The 21,833-nt window shown below is 68.7% G+C and carries 20 protein-coding genes, 1 tRNA gene and 1 pseudogene; 10 read left to right on the top strand and 12 right to left on the bottom strand.

All coding sequences use genetic code 11. The features are described from left to right. Nucleotides 1-30 precede the first annotated feature (30 nt). On the top strand, nucleotides 31-630 hold the full coding sequence (locus tag BKA04_RS08490; protein ID WP_325052432.1) for a YqaJ viral recombinase family protein: 600 nt from the start codon (nucleotides 31-33) through the stop codon (nucleotides 628-630). A gap of 27 nt (nucleotides 631-657) precedes the next feature. On the opposite strand, the pseudogene BKA04_RS12280 reads toward BKA04_RS08490, so the two are convergent. After that, a pseudogene (locus tag BKA04_RS12280) lies at nucleotides 658-1,224 on the bottom strand (DUF998 domain-containing protein); the annotation flags it as partial. Nucleotides 1,225-1,304: 80 nt separating this feature from the next. Here BKA04_RS12280 and BKA04_RS08485 point away from each other — a divergent pair. Continuing rightward, complete coding sequence (locus tag BKA04_RS08485; protein ID WP_232842011.1) at nucleotides 1,305-2,267, top strand: NADP-dependent oxidoreductase; 963 nt, start codon at nucleotides 1,305-1,307, stop codon at nucleotides 2,265-2,267. A 108-nt stretch (nucleotides 2,268-2,375) separates the two neighbouring features. On the opposite strand, the gene rplA is transcribed toward BKA04_RS08485, so the two are convergent. The 5 genes from rplA to BKA04_RS08460 all read right to left on the bottom strand — a co-directional run bounded on the left by rplA (nucleotide 2,376) and on the right by BKA04_RS08460 (nucleotide 5,005). Next, nucleotides 2,376-3,065, bottom strand: coding sequence for a 50S ribosomal protein L1 (gene rplA / locus BKA04_RS08480; protein ID WP_104096026.1), 690 nt, complete (start codon nucleotides 3,063-3,065; stop codon nucleotides 2,376-2,378). A gap of 2 nt (nucleotides 3,066-3,067) precedes the next feature. Continuing rightward, nucleotides 3,068-3,499: a 50S ribosomal protein L11 gene (rplK, locus tag BKA04_RS08475; protein WP_104096025.1), complete on the bottom strand. Its 432-nt coding sequence runs from the start codon at nucleotides 3,497-3,499 to the stop codon at nucleotides 3,068-3,070. 76 nt (nucleotides 3,500-3,575) lie between these two features. After that, complete coding sequence (gene nusG, locus BKA04_RS08470) at nucleotides 3,576-4,463, bottom strand: transcription termination/antitermination protein NusG (protein ID WP_104096024.1); 888 nt, start codon at nucleotides 4,461-4,463, stop codon at nucleotides 3,576-3,578. A 106-nt stretch (nucleotides 4,464-4,569) separates the two neighbouring features. Next, nucleotides 4,570-4,848 (bottom strand): preprotein translocase subunit SecE, encoded by a 279-nt coding sequence (secE, locus tag BKA04_RS08465; protein ID WP_104096023.1) that lies wholly within the window; start codon nucleotides 4,846-4,848, stop codon nucleotides 4,570-4,572. A gap of 84 nt (nucleotides 4,849-4,932) precedes the next feature. Then, nucleotides 4,933-5,005 (bottom strand) — tRNA-Trp (locus tag BKA04_RS08460). A 401-nt stretch (nucleotides 5,006-5,406) separates the two neighbouring features. Between BKA04_RS08460 and BKA04_RS08455 the strand changes: the two genes are divergently transcribed. The 3 genes from BKA04_RS08455 to BKA04_RS08445 all read left to right on the top strand — a co-directional run bounded on the left by BKA04_RS08455 (nucleotide 5,407) and on the right by BKA04_RS08445 (nucleotide 9,710). Then, nucleotides 5,407-7,326, top strand: coding sequence for a choice-of-anchor G family protein (locus tag BKA04_RS08455; protein WP_134542273.1), 1,920 nt, complete (start codon nucleotides 5,407-5,409; stop codon nucleotides 7,324-7,326). 94 nt (nucleotides 7,327-7,420) lie between these two features. Then, nucleotides 7,421-8,647 carry a pyridoxal phosphate-dependent aminotransferase gene (locus tag BKA04_RS08450; RefSeq protein ID WP_104096703.1) on the top strand — a complete coding sequence of 409 codons (1,227 nt, stop codon included), beginning with the start codon at nucleotides 7,421-7,423 and terminating at the stop codon, nucleotides 8,645-8,647. Between the two features lie 160 nt (nucleotides 8,648-8,807). Continuing rightward, entirely contained in the window at nucleotides 8,808-9,710 is a 903-nt protein-coding gene (locus tag BKA04_RS08445; protein WP_104096021.1) for an endonuclease domain-containing protein, read from the top strand. Between the two features lie 66 nt (nucleotides 9,711-9,776). Here the strand turns inward: BKA04_RS08445 and BKA04_RS08440 are convergent, their stop codons facing one another. Together BKA04_RS08440 and BKA04_RS08435 are read right to left on the bottom strand one after the other, a co-directional pair. Then, nucleotides 9,777-10,424 carry a LuxR C-terminal-related transcriptional regulator gene (locus BKA04_RS08440; protein WP_104096020.1) on the bottom strand — a complete coding sequence of 216 codons (648 nt, stop codon included), beginning with the start codon at nucleotides 10,422-10,424 and terminating at the stop codon, nucleotides 9,777-9,779. Next, nucleotides 10,421-11,581, bottom strand: coding sequence for an ATP-binding protein (locus BKA04_RS08435; protein WP_104096019.1), 1,161 nt, complete (start codon nucleotides 11,579-11,581; stop codon nucleotides 10,421-10,423). The genes BKA04_RS08440 and BKA04_RS08435 overlap by 4 nt, the downstream gene beginning before the upstream one ends. A gap of 113 nt (nucleotides 11,582-11,694) precedes the next feature. On the opposite strand from BKA04_RS08435, the gene BKA04_RS08430 reads away from it, so the two are divergent. The 4 genes from BKA04_RS08430 to BKA04_RS08415 all read left to right on the top strand — a co-directional run bounded on the left by BKA04_RS08430 (nucleotide 11,695) and on the right by BKA04_RS08415 (nucleotide 15,321). Next, the gene (locus BKA04_RS08430) at nucleotides 11,695-13,182 is read left to right on the top strand and encodes a PspC domain-containing protein (RefSeq protein ID WP_167309705.1); all 1,488 of its coding nucleotides are present in this window, start codon (nucleotides 11,695-11,697) and stop codon (nucleotides 13,180-13,182) included. A 9-nt stretch (nucleotides 13,183-13,191) separates the two neighbouring features. Beyond that, the gene (locus BKA04_RS08425) at nucleotides 13,192-13,410 is read left to right on the top strand and encodes a hypothetical protein (RefSeq protein WP_104096017.1); all 219 of its coding nucleotides are present in this window, start codon (nucleotides 13,192-13,194) and stop codon (nucleotides 13,408-13,410) included. 118 nt (nucleotides 13,411-13,528) lie between these two features. Next, on the top strand, nucleotides 13,529-14,449 hold the full coding sequence (locus BKA04_RS08420) for an ABC transporter ATP-binding protein (protein WP_104096016.1): 921 nt from the start codon (nucleotides 13,529-13,531) through the stop codon (nucleotides 14,447-14,449). Then, nucleotides 14,446-15,321: an ABC transporter permease gene (locus BKA04_RS08415; RefSeq protein WP_104096015.1), complete on the top strand. Its 876-nt coding sequence runs from the start codon at nucleotides 14,446-14,448 to the stop codon at nucleotides 15,319-15,321. Before BKA04_RS08420 ends, BKA04_RS08415 begins: the two co-directional genes overlap by 4 nt. 42 nt (nucleotides 15,322-15,363) lie before the next feature. Here BKA04_RS08415 and BKA04_RS08410 read toward each other — a convergent pair whose 3' ends face one another. Genes BKA04_RS08410 through BKA04_RS08400 form a run of 3 tightly spaced genes read right to left on the bottom strand, consistent with a single transcriptional unit; the run spans nucleotide 15,364 to nucleotide 17,319 of the window. Then, the gene (locus BKA04_RS08410; protein WP_104096014.1) at nucleotides 15,364-16,407 is read right to left on the bottom strand and encodes a UDP-N-acetylmuramate dehydrogenase; all 1,044 of its coding nucleotides are present in this window, start codon (nucleotides 16,405-16,407) and stop codon (nucleotides 15,364-15,366) included. A gap of 13 nt (nucleotides 16,408-16,420) precedes the next feature. Beyond that, entirely contained in the window at nucleotides 16,421-16,873 is a 453-nt protein-coding gene (locus tag BKA04_RS08405; protein ID WP_104096013.1) for a MaoC/PaaZ C-terminal domain-containing protein, read from the bottom strand. Next, a complete protein-coding gene (locus tag BKA04_RS08400; protein WP_104096012.1) occupies nucleotides 16,870-17,319 on the bottom strand; it encodes an FAS1-like dehydratase domain-containing protein in 450 nt (149 codons plus the stop codon). The genes BKA04_RS08405 and BKA04_RS08400 overlap by 4 nt, the downstream gene beginning before the upstream one ends. Nucleotides 17,320-17,747: 428 nt before the next feature. Between BKA04_RS08400 and BKA04_RS08395 the strand changes: the two genes are divergently transcribed. Further along, nucleotides 17,748-18,308, top strand: a complete 561-nt coding sequence (locus BKA04_RS08395; RefSeq protein ID WP_104096010.1) for a DUF488 domain-containing protein — start codon at nucleotides 17,748-17,750, stop codon at nucleotides 18,306-18,308. A gap of 24 nt (nucleotides 18,309-18,332) precedes the next feature. Here BKA04_RS08395 and BKA04_RS08390 read toward each other — a convergent pair whose 3' ends face one another. Next, nucleotides 18,333-21,830 carry a bifunctional proline dehydrogenase/L-glutamate gamma-semialdehyde dehydrogenase gene (locus tag BKA04_RS08390; RefSeq protein WP_104096009.1) on the bottom strand — a complete coding sequence of 1,166 codons (3,498 nt, stop codon included), beginning with the start codon at nucleotides 21,828-21,830 and terminating at the stop codon, nucleotides 18,333-18,335. Between the last annotated feature and the right edge of the window lie 3 nt (nucleotides 21,831-21,833).

The following is a 21,833-nucleotide window of genomic DNA, read 5'->3' as shown; positions in this document are numbered from 1 at the left end:
GGAGTCGGTGTGCTCGGGGAGAATGGTCTGGTGAGCATCCAACCGGCGCTGTGGACGGACCCGCCCAGGGACCACCGCACCCGGATCGTCGCCCGGTCGACCGACCGCGTCGAATGGCTGAGAGCGAGAAGCCGCGGAGTCACCGCGACCGACGTCGCGCGGCTGTCCAGCAGCCGAGCAGTCACGGCGGTGGCCAGGGACAAGGTGCTCGGCAGTTCGTTCACCGGCAACGCCTACACGGACCACGGCAGGGCCCGCGAGCCGGAGATCGCACGCTGGGTGCGCTCGGTGTACGGCATCCTGCCGAGCCTGGACCTGTACCACGCGGACGGCAACCCGCTGCACCTCGCCACGCCCGACGGCATCCGGGTCACCGAGAGGGGCATCGAGCTCGCCGAGATCAAGACGACCGCGAAGCCGTGGCACAGCATCCCGCGCAGCTACCTGCGGCAGGTGTGGTGGCAGCAGTACGTCCTAGGTGCCGAACGCACCCTCGTCGTGTGGGAGGAGCACCGGGATTTCGTGCCCATCGGCGACGAGCCCAGAGTGCGGTGGGTCGACAGGGACGACAACGAGATCCATCAGCTCATCGGACTCGCCGACGCGCTGCTGGCGTTCCTCCACCGCTGACGATCCCCGGACGGCGAGCCCGAACACCGCGAGCCAGCCGAGTGCGATCGTCGTCGCGACGAGTTCGAGGACGCTGCCCACGTCGGTCCCGAACCGCGCGAGGGACAGGATGCCGCCCGCGCCCGCCACGACGGCCACGGCGATCCCGCAGGTGAGCGAGAACGAGCGCAGCGCGCGATGCCCCACCGCGAACGACACCTGAAGCATCGCCCAGCACGCGGCCGCGAACGCGAGCACGGCCACCGAGGTGTGGATGAAGTCCTGCCAGGTGAAGGTGGGGCCGTACGGCAGCGGGCATCCGGCGGTGCAGGTCACCTGCGAGGCGACGAGGAAGAATCCGCACCCCACCCACAGTGAGATCGCGGGGGTGGTCGCACGCAGGAGTGGGGCAGCCGAACGGATGCGACGCCCCGCGAACGCGATGAGGCTCCCACCGGCGACGATGAGCAGCAGGGCCACCCTGAACCAGTCCGCCGTCGGCTCCCCCGTCGCACCGAGCTCGCTCACGTAGATCTCCCGATCGACAGTGAGCCGCGCAGCCCAGATGATGACGAGTGCTCCGGCGACGAGCAGGCATCCGGTGACGGCGAACACGGCATCGCGACCGACGCGTCCGGCTGTAGGCGAGAAGTCGGTCACGTGACCATGTTAGGGCGTCGCGCTAGCGTTGAGGCATGACCATGATGCGTGCGACGGTGATGGACGGTGTGGGCGGCCCGGAGGTGCTCGTCGAGCGGGATGTGCCGATGGTCGTCCCTGCGATCGGCGAGGCCGTCGTGCGGGTGGCGGCTGCCGGGGTCAATCCGATCGACGCGAAGACGCGTGCCGGCGGCGGAGCTTCTGCTCTCATCCGCGAGTTCCCGGCCGTTCTGGGCGTCGACTTCTGCGGGACGATCGTTCGGCCCGCCTTCGACACGCACCCGCTCCAGCCGGGGGATGAGGTGTACGGGATGGTGTCCGTCCCGCGCCTGAGCGGCAGCTATGCTCAGTTCCTCACCGTTCCGGTCATCGCGATCGCGCGGAGTCCGCGCACTCTCACACCCACCCAGGCGGCTGCCGTTCCGTGTGCCGCGCTCACCGCGTGGGGCTGCATCGTCACCGTCGGCGCTGCGAAGCGCGGCGATCGCGTGCTCGTCCACGCCGCGGCGGGCGGTGTCGGACACATCGCCGTGCAACTCGCGAAGCGGGCCGGCGCGTACGTCGTGGCCACGGCATCCGGACGCAACGCGGCATGGCTGCGCGAACTCGGAGCGGATGAGGTCATCGACTACCGCGAGGAGCGGTTCGAGAACGTGACGGGCGACATCGATATCGTCGTCGATCTCATCGGGAACGTGAAGGATGACACCGGGACCCGCTCGCTCAGGGTCATGCGCCCTGGCGGTTTGCTCGTGAGCGTTCCCACGGGAAGCTGGCCGGAATTCAGAGCGGATGCCGCTGCCGGCGGCATGCGCGCGACCGACATCAAGGCGCTCTCCGACACGGCGACGCTCACGGCGATCGCCGAACTCATCGACTCGGGCGAACTCGCCGTCCACGTCGACCGGGAGTTCCCGGTCGCCGACGCGGCCGAAGCGCACCGGGAGCTCGAGAAGGGTCACACGCGCGGGAAGCTCGTGCTCAACGTCCAGGGGTGACGCATCCTGCTCGGCGCACCCTGATCGGCGCGCTCCGTTGGAGCATCCGAACGAAACGCGGAAGGCCCCGCCGGAGCGGGGCCTTCCTCATTGTTACGACAATGCGACTCAGATCGCGGTCACGTCGAGCGGGATACCGGGGCCGAACGTCGTCGACACCGTACCCTTCAGGACGTAGCGGCCCTTCGATGAACTCGGCTTCGCGCGGTTGATCTCATCGAGCGCCGCCTTCGCGTTCTCGGCGAGCTGGTCGGCCGTGAAGGAGGCCTTGCCCACGATGAAGTGCACGTTGGAGTGCTTGTCGACGCGGAACTCGATCTTTCCACCCTTGATGTCGGAGACGGCCTTCGCCGGGTCCGGGGTGACCGTGCCGGTCTTCGGGTTGGGCATGAGGCCGCGGGGGCCGAGCACCTTTCCGAGTCGACCGACCTGGCCCATGAGTTCCGGCGTCGAGACGGCGGCGTCGAAGTTCGTGTAACCCCCGGCGACCTTCTCGATGAGGTCGGAGCCGCCGACCTCGTCAGCGCCAGCGGCGATCGCGGCCTCAGCGGCCGGCCCGGTCGCGAACACGATGACGCGGGCGGTCTTGCCCGTACCGTGCGGAAGGATGACGGTGCCGCGCACCATCTGGTCCGCCTTGCGCGGGTCGACGCCGAGCTTCAGCGCGACCTCGACCGTGGAGTCGAACTTGCTCGAGCCGGTCGCGCGGGCGATGCCCACCGCCTCGCTCGGCGTGTAGAACCTGCCTGCCTCGATCTTCTCGGCGGCGGCGCGGTATGCCTTGGACTTGGTCGCCATGATTACGCCTCCACCGTGATCCCCATCGAACGGGCGGTGCCCGCGATGATCTTCTCTGCAGCCTCGACGTCGTTCGCGTTGAGGTCGGTCATCTTGGTCTCGGCGATCTGGCGAAGGGCATCCTTCGAGAGCTTGCCGACCTTGACGGTGTGGGGCGTTCCGGAACCCTTCGGGATTCCGGCAGCCTTCTTGATGAGCTCCGCGGCAGGCGGGGTCTTGAGAATGAACGTGAACGAGCGGTCCTCGTACACGGTGATCTCGACCGGGATGACGTTGCCGCGCTGCGACTCCGTGGCCGCGTTGTACGCCTTGCAGAACTCCATGATGTTGACGCCGTGCTGGCCCAGCGCCGGCCCGATGGGCGGTGCAGGGTTCGCGGCGCCGGCCTGGATCTGGAGCTTGATCAGCCCCGTGACCTTCTTCTTGGGTGCCATTGTTCTTCCTTTACTGTCGAACCGAGCGGATGCCCGGCTCTCCCGCGTCCGGTATCTCCGGGGCGGTGGCTGGTGTCTAGAGCTTGGTGACCTGGTCGAACGACAGTTCGACGGGGGTCTCGCGCTCGAAGAGCGAGACGAGGACGGTGAGCTTGCCGCTCTCCGGCTTGATCTCGCTGATCGACCCTGGCAGGCCCGCGAACGAGCCCTCCTTGATCGTGATGGTCTCTCCGACCTCGAAGTCGACTTCCTGCGGGATCGAACGGGCAGTGGTCTTGCCGCCCTTGCCGCCGGCCTTCGCGGGTGCTTCGACGATCTGCACGAGGCTCTGCAGCATCGAGAACGCCTCCTCGAACCGCAGCGGCGTCGGATTGTGCGAGTTGCCGACAAAGCCGGTGACGCCCGGCGTGTGCCGCACGACGGACCAGCTGTCCTCATTCAGGTCCATGCGCACGAGCACGTAGCCGGGAATCCGAACCCGGTTCACGAGCTTGCGCTGGCCGTTCTTGATCTCGACGACGTCCTCCATGGGAACCTGCACCTCGAAGACGTAGTCCTCCATGGCCATGCTCACGCGGCGGTTCTCGATGTTCGACTTCACGCGCTTCTCGAACCCGGCGTAGGAGTGGATGACGTACCATTTGCCCGGCTTCGCCTTGAGCTCGGCGCGGAACTCCGCATACGGATCGATCTCGTCCTGCTCGATCTCCGCCTCCGCCTCGTTCACCACGGCGTCGGCCTCCGGGTCTGCAGCAGCCTGGACGGCGTCGAGCGCCGCCTCGATACCGGCCTCGACATCCGCATCGTCGGACAGGACGTGCATGGCACGCTCCTCCGACGGCACATCGGACTCGACCTCTTCCTCGAGCACGTCGCCCTCCTGCGCCTCGTCCTCCTCTGAAGACTGTTCCGCGGCGGTCGCGAGGTCGAGATCCTCGAGCTCTTCGAACTCCCTGTCAGACACTGATTCTCATTCCGTTTTCTGGCGTGCGACGTGATTCGCCGCTCATATTTATCCGGTGGCCCGGTTGCGGGTCACAAGGCTGGTGTCGCGCTCTCGCGCAAGATCGTTACCGGGTCGGGCCGTTTCCGAAGATGATTCCCACTCCCGTGCCGAACAGCAGGTCGAGCAACGACACGATCGCCATCATGAAGACGACGAAGACGAGCACGACGCCCGTGTAGCTGATCAGTTCCTTACGGGTCGGGGTGATGACCTTCCTCAGTTCGACCATCACCTGACGAAGGAAGAGCGCGATTCGCGCGAACGGACCCCGCCGCTGGGCACGGTCCATCTTGGCGTTGGCGACGATGTCCTCACTCGGCTCGTCGACTATCTTTCTCGCCACGATTTCTACCTTCCGGATGGAGCCGGGCCGAAAACTACTTCCGGCCGAGCAATGCTGCCACGAGCGGATGCTCGCTTTCAGCTGCAGGGCGGACAGGACTCGAACCTGCAACCTGCGGTTTTGGAGACCGCTGCTCTACCAATTGAGCCACCGCCCTCAGCAGTACCAAACAACCATCATCTCGCGGTCACACTCGGAATTTCTGCCAAAAATGGGCGCACGAAAGTATGGCAGATTTCAACTACCTCGACCCAGTGTAAGCGACCGGGCGACCCTCGCGCAAAGCCGCAATCCCGTGCGAGCGCAGCATCCGGCATCGATGTTTCGCAGAATCGCGTCATGAACCGCGCCGGGCCGAGTCTCTTCTCATAACAGGGCAGATCGACGAAGGGCCACGGCCCCCTTACCGCCTTCGCCGATCCGCTCGGTCACAACTCAACAGGACTCCGGAACGCTGAATCAGGCAGCGCCCCTCGCTCTCATCACCCGAGTTGCTGCGAGCAACTGCCTGGCCGGCTCATTCCGAATCCATTCGGATCAAGGAAAGAGGTACCAGCCGTGTTCACTCACCATCACCGACGGGCAGGACAGCGCCCGCACGCTCCACGCCTCCTCACGCCGGCCGCGATGCTGGGGACCGCCGCCATGGTCGGCGCGCTCCTCATCGCCGCTCCGGCGACGGCCAACGCCGCAACCGACCATGGGTCCTGGGCCCAGGGGCAGTTTCTCTCCGGATCGCTCGCCGGAATGAGCCTCGACTCCTTTGCTTCACTCACCCCGGCAACGGCCCGCAACAGCGGCCGCCAGAGCACCCAGGAGGTCGTCGACCCGCTCTCCGTCAGCCTGCTGGGCAGTGCGCCCCTGACCGTCGGAAGCACGCGCGTGAGTCCGGATGCCATCGTCGACACCGCGACGAAGGGCGGAGTGCTCTCCCAGTACGCCATGGCGGCACCTGACGGCAGTGCGCTCGGCGCGAGCGGCACGGTCGGGTCCGGCGGGGCGATCGGGCCCAACGCCTCGCATCCGGCCGGAGCGATGACGCTCTCCCTCGATCGCCTGCTCGGAGACCGCTACGCCGCGGCGGTCACCGACCTGGCCCTTCGCCTCCAGGCCGTGGCCGCCCAGGCGACGGGAAGCCCGTCTACCGTCGCAGGCGACTACTACCTCGACGGGCTGACGCTCACGTTCACGAGCCCCGCGATCGCGAAGGTCGCCTCGCTCGCCACGGCAGCGGCATCCGCGGCCGACGCGAAACTCGATGCGCTCGGAGGAAAGGACGGCCGACTCGGCATAGCGCTCAAGGGATTTCTCCTCGCGGCGAACCCCGCGCTGGACCTCGGTGCGAACGCCGACGTCTCCGTCGTCATCACCCATGACCTGCGCGCAGTGGTCACAAGCCTTCTCGGCAAGTCGTGGGGCGGCAGCGGCGTCAGCATCGACCTCAAGACCGGGAAGGTCGCACTCGACCTCGAAACCCTGATCGGCGGTGACCTCAACAACCTGCCGGTCAACACCGAACTGCTCTCACCAGCCGTCGTATCGCGCGTCATCTCCACCATCACCGGCCAGCTCGACGAGTTCACGCGGCAACTCACCACGCGCCTGGACCAGTCGCTGCGCTCGGTCCGACTGGATGTCGATGCCGATCTGAAGCTGCTCACGGAACAGGCTCCGGTCATCGGGAAGATCTGCCAGTACGAGGACTCGAACGGGAACATCCTGGGCGAGCTCGTCGGGAAGCTTCTCGGTACGCTCGTCTGCACCACGACATCCACTGCGCTCCCGAAGCTGGAGACGTCGGCGTCGGTGGATGTCCACGGCACACTCGGCCAGGTGCTCGACGGGATCTCGCCGGCGACGGTGACCGCCAAGGTCCTCGGCGTCCCGTTGACGATGAGCTCCGCGAAGCTGCTCTCCGCGCTCGGGGGAGTCCTCGGCGACAGGGTGTTCGGGACATCCGGAATCCTCGGCGGCATCACGGCGGCACTCGACGGACCACTGCTCGCGCAGGCGAACACCGGTTTGCTCGGGTCGGTCGGGCTGACCGGGATTCTTTCCGACATCCTGTCCCTTCGGGTCAACCTGCAGGAGACGACGCTCGGAGGCGGCGGACTTGGTGTCGCCACGAACACGGTCTTCACGCAGACCGCACTGCGCGTCGCCGTCGCGCGGGGGGCAGGGGATTCCGGACTCACCACGCTCAACGTCGCCGCGGCATCCGTCGCACCGGTGGTCACCGCCGGGTCGGGAGGGCCCGGAACCCCGGGCGATCCGGATGGAGGCTCGGGCGCGGGAGGCGACGGCGGCGGCAACACCCCGGCCGGAGACATCGGTGACGGCGGTGTGCACACCGGCAACCTCGCGTTCACGGGGGTCTCCCTCGCGATCATCGTCGGGGTCCTCATCGCACTCCTGACCCTCGGTGCGTGGCTCGCCCGCGAAGGCCACCGACGGAACCACCCCACGCTCGAACCATAGAAGCGTCCGTCGGATGCGGCGCGGCCGGGTGACCTGATCCCGGCCGCGTTCGCGGCTATCCGTCCGCCCGGGAGCGTGGATTAAGCTGGTGCTCGTGACCTCTGAACCCTCGCGCATCTCCCGCCGCATCGCCGCCATCGCCGAGTCCGCGACGCTCAAAGTCGACGCCAAGGCGAAGGCCCTGCAGGCGCAGGGTCGTCCCGTCATCTCCTACGCGGCCGGCGAACCCGATTTCGTGACACCGTCGAACGTCGTGGATGCAGCATCCGCCGCCGTGCTCGACCCCAGGAACTACCGCTACACGCCCGCGGCAGGACTCCCCGAACTGCGCGAAGCGATCGCCGTGAAGACCCTCCGGGACAGCGGTCTCGCCGTGGACGCGTCTCAGGTGGTCGTCACCAACGGCGGCAAGCAGGCGGTGTACCAGGCCTTCGCGACGCTCGTGGACGACGGGGACGAGGTCATCCTGCCGTCGCCGTACTGGACAACGTATCCCGAGGTGATCAAGCTCGCAGGCGGCGTGCCGGTCGAGGTCTTCGCCGGCGCGGACCAGGGCTACCTCGTGACCGTCGAGCAGCTCGAAGCCGCCAGGACGCCGAAGACGAAACTCCTCGTGTTCGTGTCTCCGTCGAACCCCACCGGTGCGGTCTACTCGCCGGAGCAGACCGCCGCCATCGGGCAGTGGGCGCTCGAGCACGGCATCTGGGTCATCACGGATGAGATCTACCAGAACCTCGTCTACTCGCCCGCCGATTCCCCGGACTCCCCGCCGGTCAAAGCGGTCTCGATCGTCGAGGCGGTGCCGGACCTGGCGAACCAGGCCATCCTCGTCAACGGCGTTGCGAAGAGCTACGCAATGACCGGATGGCGGCTCGGCTGGATGGTCGGTCCCGCGGATGCGATCAAGGGCGCTGCGAACCTGCAATCGCACCTGTCCTCGAACGTGTCGAACATCTCGCAGCGCGCGGCGCTCGCAGCCCTGACCGGTCCTCAGGAGACGGTCGAGCTCATGCGGCAGGCGTTCCAGCGGCGGCGAAATGTCATCATCGAGGAGCTCAACAAGATCGACGGGGTCGTCGCTCCCATGCCGGATGGCGCGTTCTATGCGTACGCGGACGTGCGGGCACTGCTCGGCCGGAGCTGGGGCGGCGTCATCGCGACGTCCTCGCTCGAGCTGGCCGACCTCATCCTCGAACAGGCCGAGGTGGCTGTCGTTCCTGGTGAGGCGTTCGGGCCGAGCGGATACCTGCGGCTCTCCTACGCGCTCGGCGACGAGCCACTGCTCGAGGGCATCCAGAGGTTGCAGCAGCTCTTCGCCTGAGTTCCTGATCGTCGGTCCGTCAGCGGTGCGCCCGCTGCGACTTGCGCCGTGCGGCCCTTCCGCGCCCCCGGGAAGGACCGAACCGCGCAAGTCGCGTGGCCGGTCGCGCGCCTGTGGAGAGTGGGTGCACGCAGGTACGCGCGTACGGCATCCTGTCCCGATGCCACGCATCCCCCTTCCCGCACGCTTCGCATCCGGCCCCTTCACAATCCGGCAGGGCGAAGAGGCGGGCCTCGGTGCCAAGCGGATGCGCGGTAGAGACCTGCAGCGGCCGTTCCGTGGCGTCCGCGTGCACACCGGTCGCCCGCTCACGTTCGAAGAGCGCTGCCTCGCATACCAGCTCCGGATGCCTCCGTCCGCCTTCTTCTGCGGCCCCACTGCCGCGCGCATCATGGGCGTACCGCTCCCGTTGCCGTTCGAACAGTCGGACCTCCTGCACGTCGCAGTGCCTGTCGGTCGCCGCGCACCGGCCGGACGCGGTATCCGGGGTCACACCCTGGGAGTCGAACCCGGCGACATCCGCCGCTGGAATGGGCTGCGCATCAGCGGGCCAGAGACCACCTGGCGCCAACTCGGTGCGATGCTCGGACTCGCAGACCTGGTCGCCGCCGGGGACTTCCTGGTCCACCACCGGTTGCCGTTCACGACCCGCGAGCTGTTGGCGGCGGCGGTGGAGGGCGGTCCCGCACGGCGCGGCTTGCGGATGCTCCGGCAGGCGCTCCCCCTGCTCGACGACCGCGCTGAGTCTCCGCAGGAGTCCCGCCTCCGCGTGATCCTCGTGATCGGCGGCATCCGAGGCATTGTGGCGAATCTGCCCATCACGACCTCAGGCGGGTTCCGCTACCGGGCCGACCTCGCGATCCCCGACCGCAAGGTGATCGTCGAGTATCAGAGCAGGTTCCATGACGGTTCGGCGGAGTTTCGGGCCGACATGACGCGGACCTCGAGGCTCGAGGCCGACGGCTGGTTCGTGATGCAGGTGAACAGGGATGACCTGGATGGGGCACCAGAGCTGGTCGCGCGCCTCACGCTCGTGCTTGCCGGGCGCCGCAGTGCGCACTGACTCGCGCCTTGCGGCCCTTACGGTGGCCATGGAAGGGCCGCAAGGCGCAAGTCAGCGAGTGCGACCTCACAGCAACTTGCGCTCGAGCGCCCAGGCGGTGAGCTCGTGGCGGCTCGAGAGCTGCAACTTGCGCAACACGGCGGAGACGTGCGTCTCGACGGTCTTGATCGAGATATAGAGGTCCGCGGCGACCTCCTTGTAGGCGTAGCCGCGGGCGATGAGCCGCATGACCTCGCGCTCGCGGGCGGAAAGCCGGTCGAGCTCGTCGTCGGCGACGGCCTGCTCCCCGGCGACGGCGCCGAACGCATCCAGCACGAAGCCGGCGAGCCGGGGCGAGAAGACCGCGTCCCCTCCCGCGACCGAGGCGACCGCCGCGCTCACCTCCGCCCCTGAGCTGCCCTTCGTGATGTACCCGCGAGCGCCGGCGCGGATCACGCCCACGACATCCTCCGCCGAGTCCGACACGCTCAGCGCGAGAAAGCGCACCCGGTCGAGCAGCGCGGCACTCCTCCGGATGACCTCAGCCCCTCCGCCTCCCGCGCCCCCAGGCAGGTGCACGTCGAGCAGGACGACCTCCGGCTCGAGGGTGGCGATCTGCGCGACGGCCGAGTCGACGTCCGCCGCTTCGCCGACGACGTCGATGGCGTCACCCAGATCCGCTCGAAGCCCCGAGCGGAAGATCGAGTGGTCGTCGACGATGAGTATGCCGATCATGCCGACCCTCCCGGTTCGGTGTCGAGATGCAGGTGGACTTCGGTACCGCCGCCGGCGCCGGGGGCGACGGTCGCGCTGCCGCCGGCGCGCGACATCCGCCCGATGATCGACTCCCGGATGCCCAGTCGGTCGGCAGGGAGCGTCGCGAGATCGATGCCCGGCCCTCGATCGCGGATGAACACGTCGATCCCGTCGGGCGAGGTCTCGAGGTACACCGAGACCTCCCCGCCCGCATGCCGGGCCGCGTTGAGCATGGCCTCGCGGGCGGCGGCCACGAGGGCGGTGTGCGCGGCAGCGGGCTCGCCCGTCGCCACGACCTCGACGCGCGCGGGGTAGTCGAGTTCGATCGCGGCAGCGACCCGCCGCAGCTCCGTCGCGAGGTCTTCCCCGACAGGCCCAGAGCCTGCGAAGAGCCAGTCGCGCAGCTCGCGCTCCTGCGCCCTCGCGAGCCGGGCGACCTCGCTCGAGGGGCCTGCACGGTTCTGGATGAGCGCGAGCGTCTGCAGCACGGAGTCGTGCAGGTGCGCGGCGATCTCCGCGCGCTGCTCCTCCCGCACGCGGCCGGCGCGCTCAGCCAGCAGCTCCGTCCAGAGCCGGACGATCCCGGGCAGCGCCGCCACGGCGACCCCGACGACGATCATGAAGACCGCCAGGACGGCGGTGACGGCATCCGGCCTGGCCCCCCTCGACAGCAGGAGCAGCACACCGGTGATGGTGAGGAGCGCCGCGCCGAACGAGCGGACGAGGATGCGATAGCGGGGGCTGCGGATGTCGTCGTCGCGGTCGAATGCGAGGTTCCAGGCGACGGCGCCGCCCCCGAGGATGACCGTGATCGCCACGGCCGCATAGGGACTCGCGGCGACGTTTGCGAGAGTGACAGCGACGATGGCTGCGACGGCGCCAAGCCCGAGCAGGATCGCCGCGACGGGGACGCTCCTGCTCACCGCGTCATCCGGGCCCTGCGCCTCATCGACCGGTGCGAACGCCCACAACCAGAGGTAGAGCAGGATGCCGGCCCCGCCCAGGACCGTGAGCCCGATGACGACGAGTCGCACGGTGCTCTCGCGCCAGCCCAGGTGCGTCGCGAGGCCCGCGCACACGCCGGCGACCGCCATCCGCCGAGGCCGGGTGAGGGCGGGCGCGAACGTTGTGGTCATGTTTGAATCCAACCAGACCCTGACACGGATGCGAGGGTCGCGAACGCGAAATCAGGGTTCGATCAGGGTAGACCCCCATGGCGGCCAGCGCCCCCGTTCGCGACGATGAAGTCATGCCAACCAAGACCAAGACCGCACCGCCCCCACCTCCTGCCCCCACGGCATCCAGCAGATTCTTCGACTGGATGCGGGGGCTCGGCGTCACGCGCGAGCCCGGCTGGATCGGCGGCGTGTGCGCCGGCGTCGCCGCCCGCCTCGGCATCGACCCGATCATTGTCCGCGGCATCGCCGTCGTCGTCGCCGTGCTCGGCGGGCCGGCGCTCCTCCTGTACGCGGCCGCGTGGCTCCTGCTTCCGGATGCGGACAACCGCATCCACCTCGAGCGGGTCTTCCGCGGCGAGTTCTACGGCGCCGTCGCGGGGATCGGGGTCGTGGTGCTGCTCGCACTCCTGCCCATCTCGCAGGGCTTCTGGTTCTCCGGCCCCTGGTTCTGGGACGGCCCGTACTGGGGCGCCTCGGTCTTGCGGGTGCTGTGGACCCTCGCCATCGTGGGCGGCGCGATCTGGCTCGTCATCTGGCTGGCCATGCGCGCGAACCAGCGGCCGGGAGCCCGGCCGATGGGTGCGGCATCCGCCACCGCATCGCCGGCCCCGGCGAGCGCGGACGCTACGGATGCGAGCGAGACGGATGCCGGCGCGACGGCCGCTGCTGCGGCCACGACCGACGCGACTGCGATCCCCGAACCGATCGCCCCGCCTGCTCCGCCATCCGACCCCGACGGACTCGCGGCCTGGAAGGAGCAGCAGGCCGCCTGGCGGCGCGAGCACGCCGCGTGGCGAGCGCAGCAGAGCGAGGCGTCGCGTGCAGCGTGGCTCGAGCAGCGCCGCATCCGCAACCACGACCACGCCGAGCGGCGTGCGGAGTGGGAACGGAAGCACATCCGAACGCGGTCGAACCCGCTGTTCACGGCGGTCGCGATCGGTGTCGCCCTCGTAGCCGGCGCCGCGACCGCCCTCGCAGTCGGGGCGGGCGAATGGACCCCGGTCGCGACCATCACGGGCCTGGCCGTCACCCTCGGCGTGCTCGGTCTCGCCATCGTGTTCAACGGATTCTCCGGCCGCACCAGCGGCGGGTCGAGCGGCGTCGCCGTGCTCGTCGTGTTCGCGCTCATCTTCACGTCTTTCTTCGGATGGGTCGGCGGGCCAGTCCTGGTCGACCGCGACACCGCATGGTCGCCGTCCTACTCGGACGGGGACTCGCAGCACCGCACCGTCATCAGCGGCGACGCCGAACTCGACCTCAGGGACTACTTCGCGGGCGCGTCGTCGGCATCCGAGGATGACGACGGGCTCATCTCGCTCACGGTCATTGCCGGCAACGCCGACGTCATCGTGCCCGCCGATGCGTCGACCGACGTGCGGGGCCACGCCGTGGCCGGCTCCGTGACATTCGACACCGACCCGCAGCGCAGTCGCGACGGAGCGGTCGTCCGTCTCAACCAGTCGTTCGAGCCGCTTGACGGCACCGACCCCGACCTCGAGATCACCGTCGAGATCTGGGTCATCAGCGGCGACCTCTCGGTCCGCCAGGCAACGAGATAGGAGAACACCATGTCCAACACCCCTGAGAAGGATGCGCCTCGCGCGGTCCAGGTCCCCACGGTCGTCTGGGGCTTCATCCTCATCGCCGTCGCCGTCTGGAGTTTCGCGTTCTCCCAGATCGACCTGGGTGATGTGTCCCCCGGAGTCGTCATCACCTGGATCGTACTGGGGATCGGCAGTCTCGCCATCGTCGGCGGACTCGTCGGCGTGCTGTTCCGGCGGCGGTGACCACCCGGCCATGGGCGCTCTGGCGCGATCGCCCGTTGTCCGTCTGCTCCGGCAGGCCGGGAGCGGGAGATTCGCGTGTCGAGCACGCGGATGACCCGGATGCCGCGACCATGGTGCAATGACCGATCCCGACAACGTCGTGAGCGTACGCGACCTTCGCAAGACCTACGGCACTGCGACCGGCCTCGCCGGCGTGACATTCGACATCCGACGCGGCGAGACCTTCGCCCTGCTCGGGCCGAACGGCGCGGGCAAGTCCACGACGATCGAGATCCTCGAGGGTTACCGCGACCGCACGAGCGGTGAGGCGAGTGTGCTCGGCGTCGACCCGCAGCACGGCGGTATCGACTGGAAGGCACGGCTCGGCATCGTGCTGCAGAACACGGGCGAGAGCGGCAACGTGACTGTCCTCGAGCAGCTGACCCACTTCGCCGGGTACTACCGAAACCCCCGCCCCGTCGGCGAGGTCATGGAGGCGGTGGGGCTCACGAGCAAGGCGAAGACCCGCATCGGCAACCTCTCCGGCGGGCAACGACGGCGCGTGGATGTCGCCCTCGGCATCATCGGACGGCCGGAACTCCTCTTCCTCGACGAACCGACGACGGGCTTCGACCCGGAGGCCAGGCGGCAGTTCTGGGAGCTCATCGACGGGCTCAAAGCGGATGGTACGAGCATCCTGCTCACGACCCACTACCTCGACGAGGCAGCACACCTCGCCGACCGGGCGGCGGTCATCAACGGCGGAGTCATCGTCGACATCGGCCGGATCGACGAGCTCGGTGGGGCGGATGCGCGCATCCCCGTCGTCCGCTGGCGTGAGCGGGGCGCGTTGCGCGAGGAGCGCACGACCGAACCGGCCGCACTCGTGGCGAAACTCCACACCGAGCACGGCGGAGAGCCGGACGGGCTGGAGGTCATCCGTCCGAGCCTCGAGGACATCTACCTGGACCTCGTCGGCGCCAGCCGCATCGGGACCGACCCCCTCGATACCGCCTCCCCCGATACCGACACGACGAGCGCAGAGGAAGCACGCGCATGACGACGACGACCACGGCACAGCCGCCGACCACGGAGCCCGCCCCGCGCATCCACTCGCTCGGGCGCAGCATCCGCCTCGGCCTCTCCCGGGTCGGCTACGAGCTCAAGGTCTACGCACGCCAGGGCGACTCGGTGTTCTTCACGTTCCTGTTCCCGATCCTCATGCTCTCGATCTTCGCGGTCGCGTTCAGCAACGCGGGCAACATCGGCGCGGCGCCCGACGGCACGGGCGGCATCACCTGGGCGGCCTTCTACCTGCCAGGGATGGTCGCGGCGGGCATGCTCCTGAGCGGCGTGCAGAACCTCGGCGTCGACATCGCCGGCGAGAAGGGCGACGGAACGCTCAAGCGTCTCGGCGGCTCTCCCCTGCCGGTGATCTCGTACTTCATCGGCAAGATCGGCATGGTCCTGGTGAGCGCCGTGCTGCAGGCGGCGCTCCTCCTCGTGGTCGCGCGGTTCGCCTTCGGCGTCGACCTGCCGACCGGCCCGGAGAAGTGGCTGTTGTTCGTGTGGGTATTCCTGCTCGGGGTCGTCACGAGTTGCGTGCTCGGCATCGCGCTGTCCGCGCTCCCCCGCAGCGGCAAGAGCGCGACGGCGGTCGTCATCCCGATCGTGCTCCTGCTGCAGTTCATCTCCGGCGTCTACCTGCAGTTCAGCATGCTGCCGGAGTGGTTGCAGAACGTCGCGAGCATCTTCCCGCTCAAGTGGATGGCTCAGGGGATGCGCGCGGTGTTCCTGCCCGAATCGTTCGCGGCGCTCGAGCAGACCGGCGACTGGAACCTGCCGTGGGTGGCGATCATCATGGGCGTCTGGTTCGTCGTCGGCCTGTTCCTGTGCCGGATGACGTTCCGCTGGATCCGCAAGGACTCCTAGGCGGGCGCCGGGCTCGCTCGCGGATGTCGGTAGTGAGAAGCGTCAGAGGCTGACGCCGACGAGCTGCGGCTCCGCCTGCAGGCGGATGCCGAACTCGCTCAGGACGCGCAGGTGGATGTAGCGGGCCAGCTCGGCGATGGCGTTCGCGGTCGCGCCGCCGCGGTTCACGAGCGCGAGCGTGTGCTTGCTGCTCACTGCGGCGCCGGAGCCGGGGAGCGAGAATCCGCGCGTGATGCCCGCGCGCTCGATGAGCCATGCCGCGCTAAGCTTCACCGGCGACTCCGGGGCGTCCGGGTCGAGGATCCAGCGCGGGGCGGCATCCGGGAGCCCGCGGGCGAAGTTCTCGGAGACGATCGGGTTCGTGAAGAACGAGCCGGCACTCACCGAGTCCGGGTCGGCGGGGTCGAGGAGCATGCCCTTGGATGCGCGCAGCGTCAGCACGGCGGCGCGCACGGCGGCGAGTGGCACCCGGTCGCCGCCGGCTGCGCCCAGCGCGGTGGCGAGCTGGTCGTAGGCGATGGGCGCGCTCAGCTCGCTCACCTCGAGCCTGAGGTCGAGGGAGAGGACGATGCCACGACGACCCCGCCGCTCCGGGGAGTCTTTGAGCGCGGAGCTGCGGTATCCGAGGTCGAGGTCGGATGCCGCGAGCCGCATCCGCTCGCCCGTCCCGGCGTCGAGGAAGTCGATCGCCTCGAGCACGTGGGAGAGTTCCTGGCCGTACGCGCCGATGTTCTGCACGGGGGCCGCGCCGGCAGAACCCGGAATTCCGGAGAGCGCTTCGATGCCGGAGAGCCCGTGTTCGACGGCGAAGGCGACGACGGCGTCCCAGGGTTCGCCGGCTGCCACCCGCAGCGTTGCACGCGATCCCGTGACCTCCTCGATGCCGCGCGTCAACACCCGGATGACCGTGCCATCGAAGCCATCGTCCGCCACGAGCAGGTTCGAGCCGCCGCCGAGCGCGAGCCACTGCTCGCCGCTCTCCCAGGCCTCGCGGGCGGCGACGACCAGCTCGTCGGCGGTCGCGGGCGAGAGCACTTCCCGCGCTTCGCCGCCCACCCGCAGCGTCGTGAGTTCGGCGAACTTCACGCGGCCACCTGCATCACGCCGAAGCCGCCCGGATCCGCAGCTGAGCCTTGCCGAGCACGGTCTCGTCGGCCGACGTCACGGTGAGGTCGACGCGGGCCTCACTGTGCCCGTCGGCACTGGCGTCGATGGCGCCGACCCTGGCGACCACCCGCACGAGCGCGCCTTCCGTCGCATCGACGAGCACGGGGCGCGTGAAGCGCACCTGGTAGTCGGACACGAGCCCAGGGTCGCCGATCCAGTCGACGACGGGCTGCGCGGCGATGCCCATCGTCAGCATCCCGTGGGCGAGCACACCGGGCAGCCCGACGCTCGTCGCGACGTCGTCGCGGTAGTGGATGGGGTTGAAGTCGCCGCTCGCCCCCGCATACCGCACGAGGGAGTCGCGCGTGAGGTGGAACTCGCGCTCGGCGACGACCATGCCCACAGTGAGATTGGCGAAGTCCAGTGTGGCGGTCAATCCGGTCATGATTCGTCCCCCCGCACGACGAGGGTGGATGTCGCGGTCACGACGTGCGCGCCGGTCGCGTCGACTATGGCCGACTCGGAGGTGACCATCGAGTGCCCTCCGAGGGACTTGACGCTCGTCACGGTGAGCGTCGCGGTGAGCTCGTCGCCCGCCACGATGGGCCGCGAATACTTGAAACGCTGGTCACCGTGGACGACGCGCGTGAAGTCGATGCCGGCATCCGGTTCGGCGAGGAGCTGGGCGAGCGTGCGCTCCTGCACCACGATGGGGAAGGTGGGAGGGGCGACGATGTCCGCGTATCCGCGGGCGCGGGCGGCATCCGGATCGAGGTTGACCGGGTTCTCGGAGAAGACGGCCCGGGCGAACTCGCGGATCTTCTCGCGGCCCACGAGGTACGGCTCGGCCGGCGGAAAGACGCGGCCGGCGATGTCAGGATTCACTCCCATCCGCCCATCTTCTCATGTGCCGCGAGACCGCGGTTTCGCGGAAGAAGGCGAGACGGAAACGACGAAGCCCCGGTCACCGTCGTGGTGTCCGGGGCTTCTAGAACCCTGTCGTGCGGCTGCCTACTGGCAGCTGTCGCACTGCAGAAGATCCATCGGGTCGACGGGAACTGCGTAGCCGCCGACGGTGTCGGTGTCGTTCTCCATGATGACCTCCTTAAGTCTTCTCGAAGCGAATATCCCCCAGAAACCGGATATCCAGCCCCTGCGTGGTCTCCTACTATATAACGGGAATCACACCTGTGTCATTCCCCTACATATAGTGTTTTCGGCGTGTCGCGCCATTTCTCAAGATTAGGTGCGACCACCGACATTCCGACCCCATTCTCTGGGCGCATCGCCTAGAGTCCTGACCTGGGGGGTCAGGACGAATGTCTGAGAACAGTGCAGCCGACCGGGCGACGCTTCGAGTCTTCACCATCGGCCATTCCACCCGTGCCTTCGACGAAGTGCTGGCGATGCTGCAGGAGAACGGCGTCGACGAGCTCGCCGACGTGCGGTCGTTTCCCTCGTCCCGAAAGTTTCCGCAGTGGAACCAGGCCGCGATTCAGCACGCGCTGCCCGACGACATCCGGTACCGATGGATCGAGGACCTCGGCGGCCGCCGGCACACACCGGCAGGCGTTCCCAGCGTGAACGGCGGGTGGAGGGTCAAGGCGTTTCGCGACTATGCCGATTACATGGCGACCGACGGATTCCGTTCCGGGCTTGCAGAGTTGATGGATGTCGCGGCGGTGTCGGTCCCGGCGATCATGTGCAGCGAGGCGGTGCCGTGGCGGTGTCACCGGCGGCTCATCACCGACGCGCTCATCGTCGCAGGGGTCGAGGTCTTCGACATCATGTCGCCGACCTCGACGACGCCCGCAGAACTGACCGAGTTCGCGCGGGTGCACGACGGGGCGATCACCTATCCCCGCCCCGAATCCGAGTGACGCGCTGCCGCGACAGAACCGCCATTACAGCGGCAGAACCTCTTCCGACCAGTGGTCCGGGTTGCCGAAGCGGTGCGCTGTGATCGCGATCGCCTGCTCGCGGAGGAACGGAAGCAGTTCGATGCGACCGGCCTCGGTCACCGCCTCCGAGTAGATCGCCACGTCGGGGCTGCCGCCGAGCGCGACCGCGAGGTCCACGTGCCCGCCGCCGACCAGTCGCACCCGCGAGGTTCGCAGGCTCCCCGCGCCGGCGCGCGCGAGCCAGGCCTCATCGTTCTCGATGACGACGGATGCCCCGGTCGCCTCGATCGCACGGGCAAGTTCCGCAGGCAGCTGCTCCGCCGCGCTCACGGAGACGTTGCGGCCCGTTTCCGAGGTGCGCGCCGCGCTGCCGTCGTCGTGCAGGCCGCCGGCCCGCACTCCGGCCGCGACGACCCGTGCGAGCTCGTCGACCGAGCCGCCGGCGTTGAGCCGCACCGTGACGGGAAGCGACCGGTAGCGGAACACGTCCCGCTCCACGCCGAGGCCCGAGACGTCCTTGGCGACACCGAACTCGTGCTCCCACGCGGCCTGGTCGCTCTGCGCTGCGCGGCCGACCCACTCGGAGCCTGCCGCCGCGATGATCGGCGCTACGGCATCCGTCACCGTCGCCTTCGCCGTCGCCTTCGTGCGCGCCCATGACCCGAGGTGCACGAGGTAGTTCGGTCCGCCGGCCTTCGTGCTCGCGCCGACGACGGAGCGCTTCCAGCCACCGAACGGCTGCCGCCGCACGATCGCGCCCGTGATCCCGCGGTTCACGTACAGGTTTCCTGCCTGAACCTCGGCAAGCCAGGTGGCGAGCTCGTCGGGGTCGAGCGAGTGCAGCCCCGCTGTGAGACCGTAATCGACCTGGTTCTGCAGGCGGATCGCCTCCTCGAGGGTCGCCGCCCGCATGATGCCGAGCACCGGTCCGAAGAACTCGGTCAGGTGGAAGTCGCTGCCTGCGGCGACCCCGGTGCGGATGCCCGGAGACCACAGTCGCCCGGTCTCGTCGAGCTGCTCCGGCTGGAGCAGCCAGCGCTCGCCCGGTTCGAGTTCGGTGAGACCACGCTGGAGTTTGCCGTTCGCGGCCTCGATGATCGGGCCCATCTGGGTCGTGGGGTCGCTCGGGTAGCCGACGCGCAGCGTCGTCGCCGAATCCACGAGCTGCTTCTCGAACCGCTCCGAGCGGGCCACCGACCCGACGAGGATCACGAGGCTCGCCGCCGAGCACTTCTGGCCGGCGTGCCCGAACGCGCTCTTGACGACATCCGCCACCGCGAGGTCGAGGTCGGCGGACGGCGTCACGATGATCGCGTTCTTGCCGCTCGTCTCGGCGAGGATGTTGAGCTCCGGCCGCCACGACCGGAACAACTCCGCCGTCTCGTAGCCGCCGGTGAGGATGACGCGATCGACTTCGGGATGCGACACCATCTTCTCGCCGAGGCTGCGGTCCTTGAGGTCGACGAGGGCGAGCACGTCGCGCGGCACGCCGGCGCGCCAGAGCGCGTCCACCATGACCGCGCCGGAGCGCTGCGCCTGCTTGGCCGGTTTGATGATGACGGATGCGCCGGAGGCGAGCGCGGCGAGCGTCGAGCCGGCGGGGATCGCCACCGGGAAGTTCCACGGCGGGGTCACGACGATGAGCGTCGACGGCGTGTACTTCGCCCCGTCGACCGCGTCGAGCTCCTCGGCGAGCTGCGCGTAGTAGCGGGCGAAGTCGATCGCCTCGCTCACCTCGACATCGCCCTCGGCGATCGTCTTGCCCGCCTCGGTGGCCATGACCTCGATGAGGTTGCCCCGGGTCTCCTCGAGAACGTCGGCGGCCCTCCGGAGGATCTCCGCGCGCCCCTTCCCGCTGAGCGCAGCCCAGCCCTTCGCCGCGGGCAGCACCCGCGCGAACACCGCGTCGAGCTGCTTCTCGTCATTCACGGCGGCCGCGGCGACGATGTCGAGCCCGAGCGGGCTCTTCTCCACGGCGCCGAGCACCTTGGAACCCCAGGCCCGGTTCGCAGGCAGAGCGGGGTCGGTATCGGGGGTGTTCGCGAATCCACCGACGAAAGCGGTGTGCGCCGCAAGTCGCGACTGCCGGCGATTCGGTGCAGGCACCTCCACGTCGACATCTGCGAGCGAGGCGAGGAAGCGGTCGCGCTCCCGGTTCCACAGCTCCTCGTTCTCGACGAGTTCGAAGACCGCGGACATGAAGTTCTCCTGGCTCGCGTTCTCCTCCAGGCGCCGGATGAGGTAGCCGATCGCGACGTCGAACTCCTGCGGCAGCACGACGGGTGTGTAGAGCAGAAGGCCGCCGACGTCGGCGCGCACGGCATCCGCCTGACCCTCGGCCATGCCGAGCAGCATCTCGAACTCGACGTGGTCGGAGACGCCGCGCGCTTCGGCGAGCAGGTGCGCAAAAGCGATGTCGAAGAGGTTGTGGCCGGCGATGCCGATGCGCACGGCGGTCGTCCGCTCGCGCGTGAGCGCCCAGTCGAGTACGCGCTTGTAGTTCGTGTCGGTGGCCTGCTTGCTCGGCCAGGTGGCAAGCTCCCAGCCGTGCATGGTCGCCTCGACGGTCTCCATGGCGAGGTTCGCACCCTTGACGAGGCGGATCTTGACGGGCGCACCGCCGCGGGCGACGCGCGCTGTCGACCACTCGACGATGCGCTGGTAGGCGCCGAGGGCATCCGGAAGGTAGGCCTGCAGCACGATGCCGGCCTCGAGCTTCAGGAGCTGCGGCTGGTCGAGGATGCTCTCGAACACGGCGATCGTGAGGTCGAGGTCGCGGTACTCCTCCATGTCCATGTTGATGAACTTGGGGGTCGCGGATGCGGCGGCGAGCTCGTAGAGCGGCGTGAGCCGCTTGGTGACGCGCTCGACGGTCTCATCGAATGCCCACATGTTGAGCTGGCTCTCGATCGAGGAGACCTTGATCGACACGTAGTCGACGTCGGGGCGCTGCAGCAGCCTCCTGGTCCCCTCGAGGCGGCGCTCGGCCTCGGCCTTGCCGAGCACGATCTCGCCGAGCAGGTTGATGTTCAACCGGATGCCGGGCTTCTTCAGGCGCGCGATCGCCGGTCCGAGCCTGGCCGGCCGCGCATCGACGATGAGGTGGGCGACCATCTGGCGCAGCACCGCGCGCGCGATGGGGACGACGGGCCAGGGCAGGATGGGAGCGACCAGCCCGCCGAGGCGGATGGCGAACCGCATGTACCAGGGCAGGAAGGACGGGGTGCGCTTCGCGAGGTCGGCGAGGTTGCGGGCGGCGACGCGGAGGTCTTCGGGGCGGATGACCCGGTCGACGAATCCGATCGTGAAGTCGAGCCCGTTCTGGTCTTTGAGCACCTGGGCAAGGAGGGCGGCGGAGCCGCTCGATCCGGCGGCGGCGCCGCGCTTCGCCCAGGTGCGGGCGAGCTCGACGGCGTCGTCGCCGATCGTCGCGGGGAGGGCGGGAGTGGTGTTCTGTACCGCGCGCGGCGGGCGCGCTGAAGCAGCGGAAGTCTTGGCCATGGT

Source organism: Terrimesophilobacter mesophilus (assembly GCF_014200375.1).
Classification (GTDB): domain Bacteria; phylum Actinomycetota; class Actinomycetes; order Actinomycetales; family Microbacteriaceae; genus Terrimesophilobacter; species Terrimesophilobacter mesophilus.
The sequence above is the reverse complement of the archived record's forward strand: the minus strand, read 5'-3'. Positions and strand labels throughout refer to the sequence as shown.